9 protein-coding genes are annotated in these 9,462 nt (G+C 66.3%); 4 read left to right on the top strand and 5 right to left on the bottom strand.

The annotated features are described in order from the left end of the window. Positions 1 to 100 precede the first annotated feature (100 nt). The gene (locus BACI349Y_RS05390) at positions 101 to 958 is read right to left on the bottom strand and encodes a sirohydrochlorin chelatase (protein WP_159631154.1); all 858 of its coding nucleotides are present in this window, start codon (positions 956 to 958) and stop codon (positions 101 to 103) included. Positions 959 to 1,018: 60 nt separating this feature from the next. Between BACI349Y_RS05390 and BACI349Y_RS05385 the strand changes: the two genes are divergently transcribed. Together BACI349Y_RS05385 and BACI349Y_RS05380 are read left to right on the top strand one after the other, a co-directional pair. Then, positions 1,019 to 1,672: a trimeric intracellular cation channel family protein gene (locus BACI349Y_RS05385; RefSeq protein ID WP_159631152.1), complete on the top strand. Its 654-nt coding sequence runs from the start codon at positions 1,019 to 1,021 to the stop codon at positions 1,670 to 1,672. Positions 1,673 to 1,723: 51 nt separating this feature from the next. Further along, on the top strand, positions 1,724 to 2,152 hold the full coding sequence (locus tag BACI349Y_RS05380; protein ID WP_159631150.1) for a hypothetical protein: 429 nt from the start codon (positions 1,724 to 1,726) through the stop codon (positions 2,150 to 2,152). A gap of 105 nt (positions 2,153 to 2,257) precedes the next feature. On the opposite strand, the gene BACI349Y_RS05375 is transcribed toward BACI349Y_RS05380, so the two are convergent. The 4 genes from BACI349Y_RS05375 to BACI349Y_RS05360 all read right to left on the bottom strand — a co-directional run bounded on the left by BACI349Y_RS05375 (position 2,258) and on the right by BACI349Y_RS05360 (position 6,779). Further along, positions 2,258 to 3,109, bottom strand: a complete 852-nt coding sequence (locus BACI349Y_RS05375; protein WP_159631148.1) for a DUF559 domain-containing protein — start codon at positions 3,107 to 3,109, stop codon at positions 2,258 to 2,260. Between the two features lie 461 nt (positions 3,110 to 3,570). Then, positions 3,571 to 4,671: a polyprenyl synthetase family protein gene (locus BACI349Y_RS05370; RefSeq protein ID WP_159631146.1), complete on the bottom strand. Its 1,101-nt coding sequence runs from the start codon at positions 4,669 to 4,671 to the stop codon at positions 3,571 to 3,573. Beyond that, complete coding sequence (locus tag BACI349Y_RS05365) at positions 4,668 to 5,999, bottom strand: geranylgeranyl reductase family protein (protein ID WP_159631144.1); 1,332 nt, start codon at positions 5,997 to 5,999, stop codon at positions 4,668 to 4,670. Before BACI349Y_RS05365 ends, BACI349Y_RS05370 begins: the two co-directional genes overlap by 4 nt. Positions 6,000 to 6,002: 3 nt before the next feature. Next, on the bottom strand, positions 6,003 to 6,779 hold the full coding sequence (locus BACI349Y_RS05360; protein WP_236560979.1) for a demethylmenaquinone methyltransferase: 777 nt from the start codon (positions 6,777 to 6,779) through the stop codon (positions 6,003 to 6,005). 117 nt (positions 6,780 to 6,896) lie between these two features. Between BACI349Y_RS05360 and BACI349Y_RS05355 the strand changes: the two genes are divergently transcribed. Further along, the gene (locus tag BACI349Y_RS05355; RefSeq protein WP_159631140.1) at positions 6,897 to 8,297 is read left to right on the top strand and encodes an isochorismate synthase; all 1,401 of its coding nucleotides are present in this window, start codon (positions 6,897 to 6,899) and stop codon (positions 8,295 to 8,297) included. Between the two features lie 188 nt (positions 8,298 to 8,485). Further along, a complete protein-coding gene (locus BACI349Y_RS05350; RefSeq protein WP_159631138.1) occupies positions 8,486 to 9,439 on the top strand; it encodes an ABC transporter substrate-binding protein in 954 nt (317 codons plus the stop codon). Positions 9,440 to 9,462 lie beyond the last annotated feature (23 nt).

The raw sequence follows: 9,462 nt of genomic DNA, 5'->3' as shown, positions 1-9,462 counted from the left end.
GGGCAGCGGGGTCCGCCGACGCTCCGGCTAGAGCTGTATCAGTCATGCATCGACTGTAGGGCGGCGCCGAATACCGTCACAAAGGCCCGGAAACGCTAAGTCACCTAGGGAAATATTTCGTCACGAAACGCTGGAGGGCCTTGAAGAACCCACCCTGCTGTGCATCGGCGGGAGCCTTCTCCGGGGCTTCGGCGGGGGCTGCCACGGGTGCTTCCGCGGGAGTTCCGTCCATGGCGGCGACGGCGGCGTCGTACCTGTCGAGCGCGATCTCCGCGAGTGTCGGGGACGGCAGCAGGGGCCGGGTCACGACGTCGGCACCCGCCTTCGCCAGCTGGTCGTGGAAGAAGCCCGGTGCCAGGAGATACGAGGCAATCACTACCCGGCCGCCGACGTCGACCGCTCCGGCGGACTCCCCCGCCCCGGCACCCCCGGCGAGCTCTTCGCGGAGCATGGCGACGGCGTCGGGCACTGAAGGCTGGGCGGAGGCACCGTAGGCGGCCACCATCCGGTTGGACCGCAAGGCCCGGAGCTGGCCCAGCAACTCCTCGACGCTCACTGCGGCGTTGGGGTTGGATGAGCCCGCAGCGGCCAGGACGATGACGTCATTGTCGGTGGTGCCGGCCTCGCGGAGCCGCTGGTCCAGCAGGGCCGCGAGCCGCTGGTCGGGGCCAAGCGGTGCTGCGGCGGCACTGCCCGGCCGGCTCTTCACGGCCCGGGCGATGTCAACCTTCACGTGGTATCCAACGCTCAGCAGGAGCGGCACCACCACCGCAGCTTGCCCCTCCGGCAGGGCCGCCACCACATCCACCAGGTCCGGCTGCTGGACGTCCACATAGGCTTCCCGGACATCAAGGCCCGGGCGCAGTTCCGCGATGGCGGCGCGCAGGGCGTTGACCTCCGCGGCCCCCTGTGTGTTGGACGTCCCATGGGCACAGGCGATCATGATGGGGCTGTTCATAGGGGCTAGCGTAACGTTGGAGCCGCCCTGTCCGCCCTCTTTGAAATACCGGGACGCCCCATGACATTCGCCTTTGACAACTCCCCGGTCTGGCTGGACCTGCTGGGCGTGTTCTTCTTCGCGGTATCGGGCTCGCTGCTGGCGGCGCGGAAGCAGATCGACATTGTGGGATCCCTGCTTCTGGCCTCCCTGGTGGGCCTGGGCGGCGGTGTGATCCGCGATGTCATCCTTGTCATCGTTCCGGCGGCGTTCACCAATCCCGCCTACCTGGCCCCGCCGCTGCTGGCCACAGTGCTGGTGTTCTTCCTGTTCTCCAGTGTCCAGCGCTACACGTCGCTGCTGGTCCTGTTCGACGCCGCCGGCCTGGCCCTCTTCTGCATGACCGGCACGCTCAAGGCGCTGGCCACCGGCCTGAACCCGGTGGCATCGGTGCTGCTGGGGGTGACGACGGCGGTGGGCGGCGGCCTGCTCCGGGACATCACGGCCAACGAGGTGCCCGAACTGTTCAACCCCAAGGACATCTACGCACTGCCGGCCTTCGTAGGGTCCTCGCTGACGGCGGTGCTGTGGGTTCTTGGCGTGTTCAACGTGCTGACCGCGGCCGGCATTGCCGCCCTGGTTTTCACGTTCCGCGTCCTTGCCTGGCGCCGCTCCTGGCAGGCGCCGCTTGCCGTCCGCGGCTGGCAGCGCAGGGCAAGCGATCCAGGGCTGTGACGTTCGCTTCCATGTCATTTTGGTAGCGTCGCGATTAGCTAGGATATGAGCATGACTGACATGTTCCTCGAGAAGTTCCGCGCGCTTGTTCCAAAGTATCTCGAGGACGAATGGCAGGAAGCGGATGGCCTGACGCCCGAGGAGCTGGACAAGGCCCTCGCAGAGCACCAATTCGAGATCCCCCTGGTCCTGCGCGAGTTCTACCTTGCACTGGGCGGCTGCGAGGACCTCATGGAGGCCTACCACTACTTCTGGGACCCCGAAGAGCTCGAGGTCGACGACGAAGGCTTCCTCATGTTCCTCGAAGACGAAGAGGAAGCGTTCACCTGGGGCTTCCGCGTGGGCGACCTCAGCGTCCCGGACCCCATCGTCTACCGCCGCAACAATGCCCGCGGCCAGTGGAAGTCCGAGGAAGGCACCTTCTCCGAGTTCGTCTTCGACATGTTCGAGTGGGCGTTCGAGGACGAAGAGGAAGAGTAAGCCTCCCCGTCCGCCGTCCGTTGACGTAAATGCGTCACTTATGGACCGGACCTTGAGCTGTGCCCCTGCGTTTGCAGGGGCACTCGCCGGTTAACAGCCCATAAGTCACGCAAACAGGTCGCCAAGCCCGCTGTTCGTCGGCCTCCGCCACACCCGCAGCACCGCCTGAACCTCCGCGACCATGGCCTCGGGCCGGTGGATAACGTCCTCATAGTAGTAGCGCAACACCAGGTAGCCCCCAACTATGCTCCGGTTGTTGCGCCGCTGGTCCCGCTTGATGGACTTCGGCTCGAAATGCGTTGAGCCATCCGTCTCCACCACCAGGCACTCCTCGACCAGGAAATCCACCTCTCCAACTCCGGCAATGTAGACATGCCGCCGAACCCGTAGTCCGGCCCGCGCGAAATGGACATTTGCGAGTACCTCCAGCACGGAGTCCGCGCGGGGAATCACCAGGTCCAGCACCGCCCTGGCGCGCCCGTTGCGGCGTCCCTGGCAGCGCGCGTAGAGGAAATCGAGCGAGATGTCACCGGCGCCCACAGCCGACTGCACCATCACCAGCGCCTCCAGCTCCGGCAGGCAGTGCACGGCATGAACAAGCACATCGGCGAGCCCCAGCACGGGCAGCCAGGGATGCCGCGGATGCTTGGGCCGGCCGTGGTCGACGACTCCGGACGTATGGGTGGGGTGGCTCCGGCTTAAGTGCAGGCCTGTTGGGCCGTTGAGAGTCCACAGCCGGTAGATGGGGGCGGCGGACAAACACGTGAGCCGCCCGCCGGCTGCCAGAGCCCCTGCCACCCGTCCGTCGCCGGGCAGCGCATAGACACCGCGCCGGGTTCTGACCACAACGCCCAGCGCCACAGCCTGTCCCACCCGGGTCCGCGTGAAGCCGGCCCTTTGCAGTTCAAGAGAGCGGGCTGCTCCCCCGCGCCTGGCCAGGTAGTTGCAGATGTCCATCCCTCATCGTGTCCGTGCGCAGCCCGCGACGAACCAGAGGATTCTGTCCATGTGGATAACGCCCCCAGAGTCGCTGACGCAATTGCGTGATTTCTGGGCTGCGCAGGCGTCGCGTCCCGCGTACTGAAGGGGTGCGGAGCTGCGTGGCCAGCTATAAATCACGCAATTGAGCGAGGACGCATCCACAGCCGGCGGAGCCCCCTGAAAACTCTTTGACATAAGCAGTTACAGAGGACTTGCATCTTATGACAAACCTGTCATAAGCTATTCACGGATCCGCTAAACGCCTCCGGCGGGTCTGATGCGAACGGAGAGATAGCCCCGGTTCACAGCAGCTTCGGTTGTTGAGGACCGGGGCTGTCCCGTTAAGCCCGGCCGCCACAGCCGGAACGCCCCAACGAAGAAGCCCGGCACCTCGCGGCTGGATCAACCAGAGGTCCCGGGCTCCTAACAGGCAGAAATCAGCTGGCGCGGTCCACCACAGCCAGCGCGAAGTTGGACAGTGACTCCTTAACCACGCCCTCCGGCAGCGGAGCGAGGGCGTCAATGGCTTCCTTGGCCCACTGCCGTGCCACCACCCAGGACTCGGCGGTGACAGGGTGCTCGCGCAGTCCGGCCACGGCGGCAGCCAGCGCCTCGTCGGAGGACAGGTCGCCGTCAATCAGCTTCAGGAGGTCGACGGCGGACTGGTCGCCATCAACGGCAGCCTTGCGCAGGAGCAGCACCGGCAGGGTGGGTACCCCTTCGCGCAGGTCGGTTCCCGGGGACTTGCCGGATTTGACCTTCACCCCGGTGACATCGATGACGTCATCGGCGAGCTGGAAGGCCACGCCCACCTTCTCGCCGTACTCCACCAGGACGTCCTCGTAGGCCTCGTCGGCGCCGGAGAAGATGGCACCGAACTGGCCGGAGGCGGCGACCAGTGAACCGGTCTTGTCGGCGATGACGGACAGGTAGTGCGCCACCGGATCCTCGTCCGGCCGCGGACCGACGGTCTCGTGCAGCTGGCCCAGGCACAGGCGTTCGAAGGTGCGCGCCTGGATGCCGAGTGCGCGGCCGCCGAGCTCGGACACCAGGATCGAGGCACGGGCAAAGATCAGGTCACCGGTCAGGACGGCGACGGAGTTGCCCCACACCTCGTGAGCCGTGGGAGCGCCGCGGCGGAAGGGCGCGGAGTCCATGACGTCGTCGTGGTACAGGGTTGCCAGGTGCGTCAGTTCCACCACGACGGCGGCCTGCACCACGGCGGGCAGGGACGCGTCACCGAGGTGGGCACACAGCAGCGTCAGCAGCGGACGGATCCGCTTGCCGCCGGCCTCCACCAGGTGGCGCGACGTTGCGTCAGCCAGGGGATCCGAGTTGGCGATGGCTTCGCGGAGCTTCTTCTCCACCTTGGCCAGGTTGTTGGTGATGGCCGGGCCCAGCTCGGCATCCCCCGCGATGGCCGCAAAGCCTGCAGGGAGTTGAAGTCCCGTGGCGATGGCGGTGGTGTTGAGGCTGGGTTCGGAGTCCGGCAGGCCGTGCCCGGCGTGCGTCCAGCTGTGGTCTGCGGAGTTGGTCACGGGTTAACCCTAACTTTTTGTTGCGGATACCGCTGGTTCGGAGCTGACGGGGTATTGGATGTGGCCGGAACCAGTGATTCCAGGACGCGGATCACCCGGTCCTCGAAGCCCTTCGCGGCGGGATCCGTGAGGTTGGCAAGGAGCCGGACCACGAACCGCATCAGCACCGGGATGGGCATGCCGGTGCGCAGTGCGAGCTTCATGACGGCAGGCTTCCCGATCAGCGCGGCGAAGGCCCGCCCAAGCGTGAAGTGCGAGCCCCACTGGTTCCGCACATAGTCCGCGTACCGCGCAAGGTGCGCATCGGCGTCATACGTTCCGCCTGAAGCAGCCGTGCGTGAGGAGGCGTCGATGATGAACTCGGCGGCGAAGCGCGCGGACTCCATGGCGTAGGAGATGCCCTCGCCGTTGAAGGGCGAGACCATGCCGCCGGCGTCGCCCAGCAGGAGCAGGCCGGGCGAGTAGTGCGGGGTGCGGTTGAAGCCCATGGGCAGGGCTGCGCCGCGGATTTCGCCCACCTGGTTCTCCGGCCTGAAGCCCCAGTCGGCGGGCATCCCGGCGGTCCATTCGCGGAGGACCTGCTTGTAATCGAGCTTGCCGAATTCCTTTGAGGAGTTCAGGATGCCCAGGCCCACGTTAGAGGTGCCGTCGCCCACGCCGAACACCCAGCCGTAGCCGGGCAGCAGCTTGCCGTCGCGGCCGGGGAGCTCCAGCCAGCCTTCCATCCAGTCGTCATCGGTGCGCGGGGAGGTGAAGTAGGTGCGGACGGCGACGCCCAGGGGGCGGTCGTCACGTTTCTGGATCCCAAGGGACACGGCGGTGCGGGTGGAGTTGCCGTCGGCAGCGAGGACGACGTCGGCGCTGAACTCGCGCGTCTCCCCCGTCTTGCGTCCGGCCCCGTCCAGGAGCGCCGCGCGGACGCCCGTGACGCGGCCGGCGTCGTCCCGCAGGGCCTCGGTGACGCTGTGCCGCTCAAGGATTGTGGCCCCGGCCGCCTCCGCATGCCGCGCCAGCTCCTCGTCGAAGCCCAGGCGCGTGCGGATCAGCCCGTACTGCGGAAAGTCGGACACCTCGGGCCAGGGCAGCTCGACGGTGCGGCCGCCGGCGATCAGGCGCAGGCCCTTGTTCCGGCGCCAGCCCTCGTTCTCCGGGTGCGGCAGGCCGAGCTTCTGGATCTCGCGGACGGCACGCGGTGTCAGCCCGTCACCGCAGACCTTCTCGCGCGGAAACTGCGTCTTTTCCAGGACTGTGACCTCGAGGCCGGCCTTGGCCAGGTAGTACGCGGCGGTGGATCCGGCCGGACCGGCGCCGACAATCAGTACCTTCACAGGTCAGCGGACAGTGTTGCGGCGCAGCTTGGCCACCGGGCCCTTGTGCGCAGCGATGGCGGCAGCAGCGCCGTCGGGCGAGGAATCGGCAGGCTTGAACGCGCGGTGCACGGCCACGATGCCGCCGGTGAGGTTGCGGTAGGCGACCTTCTCCCAGCCGCTCTCCTGCAGCCATGCGGCCAAGTGGTCCTGGTCCGGCCAGGCGCGGATGGATTCGGCGAGGTAGACGTATGCGTCCGGGTTGGACGCGACCTTGACGGCGATGGCCGGCAGGGCGCGCATCAGGTATTCGGTGTACATGGTGCGCCACAACGGAACCACCGGCTGCGAGAACTCTGCGATGACCAGGCGGCCGCCGGGCTTGGTGACGCGCAGCATCTCGGCCAGCGCCTTCTTGGGTTCGTTCACGTTCCGCAGCCCGAAGGAGATGGTGGTGGCGTCAAACGTGTTGTCGGCGAACGGCAGGTTGGTGGCGTCACCGGCAATGAAGTCGATGTCAGGGCGGCGGCGCTTGCCCACCTTGAGCATGCCCAGGGAGAAATCGCAGGCCACCACGTCTATGCCGGCGTCGGCATACGGTTCGCTGGAGGTACCGGTTCCGGCCGCGAGGTCCAGGACCCGCTGGCCCTTGGAGACTTCCATGGCATCCACCACGATCTTCCGCCAGCGGCGGGTCTGCCCCATGGAGAGGACATCGTTGACGACGTCGTATTTAGGTGCGACGTCGTCAAACATCGTGGCTACTTCGTCCGGACGCTTATCCAAGGATGCTCGGTTCACCATGACATTGTCTCAAATGTTCCTGACGGTGCTGACCAGTACGGATTCGACGTGGCCAGGGGCGGAAAGTTACTGCGAAGTACTGTGAATTACTGTCGGGGGTACTGTTGATCCATCATGACGAGCACGTTCCGCACCCTGACGGTCCCCCTGGATGGCAAAGCATTCCCCGGGGGACTGCCTTCGTTTCTGGTCCGGGACGATGTCCTCTGCTGGACCCGCCGCGAAGCCGGGCTGGCCGGTTTCGGCGAGATCGCACGCTTCACCGCCACGGGGCCTGACCGGTTCCTTGAGGCGGACATCTGGTGGCGGCACCTGGTCCTGGAGGCCGATGTGGCGGATTCCGTGGAGTTGCCCGGCACCGGTCCCGTGGCTTTTGGCTCCTTTGCCTTCTCCAAGACGTCAGCCCACGAGTCACGGCTGATCGTGCCGGAGATCGTGGTGGGCGTGCGGGACAACCAGGCATGGCTCACCCAGCTGACGTTCGACGCCGGCCCGCTCACCGAAGAGACGGCCCTCGCCGCGCTGGACCGCTGGCTGGGCGGCGGTTCCGACGCTGCCTCCGCCACGGAAGGCACGACGCCGGCAGCTGACCCAGCCGGGGACGCGCCGGTAGGTGACGTGCCCGGCCAGGCGCGCGGCGCCGTCGTCCGCCCCCTCCCACTGGCAGCCGGCGCAACGCTGCACACCGGCTCGCTCAGCGAGGAAGCCTGGATGGAGGCCGTGGCCGCCGGTGTTGCCGAAATCCGCACGGGCGCACTGGAAAAGCTGGTGCTGGCCCGGGACGTCGTGGCAACTATTCCTTCCGGCGTACATGCCGCAGACGTGCTCCGCGAGCTCGCCGCCAGGTACCGGGAATGCTGGACCTATGGCGTGGACGGCCTGGTAGGGGCCACGCCCGAGATGCTGATCCAGGTGGAGGGACGCACCGCCCAGGCCCGCGTGCTGGCCGGCACCCTGGACCGCCGCGATGCGCACGGCGAGGACGGCCCGCCGATGGACTACGCCACACGCGTCCTGGCCGGTTCGGAGAAGCAACGGCATGAGCATGAGATCGCCATCCAGTCGCTGACCAAGCAGCTGGCGCCGTTCTCCGAGGCGATGAATGCCCATGATGAACCCTTCATCCTGGAGCTGCCCAACGTCTGGCACCTGGCCTCCGACGTCAAGGCCGAGCTCACCGAGGTCGAAGGCCACGTGCCCACCTGCCTGGCCCTGATCAACGCGCTGCACCCCACCGCCGCGGTCTGCGGGACGCCCACACTGGTGGCCGGTGAACTGATCCGCAAGCTGGAGCACCTGGACCGCGGGCCGTACGCCGGGCCGGTGGGCTGGCTGGACGCAGCCGGCAACGGAGAGTGGGGCATTGCCCTGCGCGGCGCGGTCATCGAGTCCCCCGAAACCGTGAGGCTGTATGCCGGCTGCGGCATTGTTGACGGCTCGCAGCCGGAGGCCGAACTGGCCGAGACCTGGGCCAAGTTCCGGCCAATGCTGGAGTCCCTGGGCATCAGCAGCTGAGGTTCTTTTTGCGCCTTCCTAGGTAGGAGTCTGGGATGACAGACGACTGCTGCTCTGGAAGGCTTGATTTTGTCACCGTTACAGTTATCCAATAGTGAAACTTAGTTGCGTGTGACGTACCTCTCTTGTTGAGCGTTACACTATAAGCCGCGTTAGTACCTCATAGCCCCTGCAACAAAAGGTAAGAAATGCAGACTCCCCGTACCCTCCTGGGCACTTCCAAGCTGACCGCCGCCACTATGATCGCCATCAGCGCCCTGGCCCTCTCAGCATGCACCAACGCCTCGGAAACGGGTCCCTCGAGCGCGGCCACCTCGTCGGGCAGCGCCAGCGCCAGCTTTGATCCCACCACCGTCAAGAAGGACGACGCCCTGGCCGCCATGGTCCCGGACGCCATCAAGTCCAAGGGCACCATCACGGTCGGCTCCGACACCAGCTACGCCCCCGCCGAATTCCTCGGTACGGACGGCCAGACACCCGTCGGCTACGACGTGGACATCGCCAAGGCCATCGGCGCCACCCTGGGACTCAAGGTCCAGGTCCAGACCGCAGAGTTCACCGGCATCCTCCCGGCCCTCGGCCCCAAGTACGATCTTGGCATCTCCTCATTCACCATCAACCCGGAGCGTCTGGGTGCAGTGAACATGGTCAGCTACTTCAACGCAGGCACCGCCTGGGCCGTGAAGAAGGGCAACCCCAACAAGTTCTCCCTGGACGACGTGTGCGGCAAGTCCATCGGTGTGCAGACCGGCACCGTCCAGGAAGATCCGGACCTGGCCGACCGCAACAAGAAGTGTGTTGCTGACGGCAAGAAGCCCATCGACATCGTCACCCTGAAGAACCAGACGGATGTCACCACCCGCCTGGTGAACGGCAGCATCGACGCCATGGCTGCCGACTCCCCCATCATCGGCTACGCCCTGACCCAGACCAACGGCCAGCTGGAGAAGCTGGGCGACGTCTACGACTCCGCTCCGCAGGGCATCGCCGTGGCCAAGGCTGACACCGCCTGGGCAGAGGTCATCCAGAAGACTGTCACCAAGCTGATGGAAGACGGCTCCTACAAGAAGATCCTGGACGGCTGGGGCAACTCTGAAGGCGCCATCACCAAGTCCGAGGTCAACCCGGCGGTCAAGTCTTGAGTTTTCGCGTTACCGACGACAAG

This window comes from Arthrobacter sp. 8AJ (assembly GCF_902506025.1).
Lineage (GTDB): Bacteria > Actinomycetota > Actinomycetes > Actinomycetales > Micrococcaceae > Arthrobacter.
Note: the sequence above shows the minus strand (reverse complement) of the source record. Positions and strands in the feature narration are given on the sequence as shown.

Bases quoted from the DNA above. Each gene is read 5' to 3' on its own strand.
- BACI349Y_RS05385 (WP_159631152.1), top strand. From the start codon at position 1,019: ATGACATTCGCCTTTGACAACTCCCCGGTCTGGCTGGACCTGCTGGGC.
- BACI349Y_RS05375 (WP_159631148.1), bottom strand. From the start codon at position 3,109: ATGGACATCTGCAACTACCTGGCCAGGCGCGGGGGAGCAGCCCGCTCT.
- BACI349Y_RS05350 (WP_159631138.1), top strand. From the start codon at position 8,486: ATGCAGACTCCCCGTACCCTCCTGGGCACTTCCAAGCTGACCGCCGCC.
- BACI349Y_RS05355 (WP_159631140.1), top strand. From the start codon at position 6,897: ATGACGAGCACGTTCCGCACCCTGACGGTCCCCCTGGATGGCAAAGCA.
- BACI349Y_RS05380 (WP_159631150.1), top strand. From the start codon at position 1,724: ATGACTGACATGTTCCTCGAGAAGTTCCGCGCGCTTGTTCCAAAGTAT.
- BACI349Y_RS05390 (WP_159631154.1), bottom strand. From the start codon at position 958: ATGAACAGCCCCATCATGATCGCCTGTGCCCATGGGACGTCCAACACA.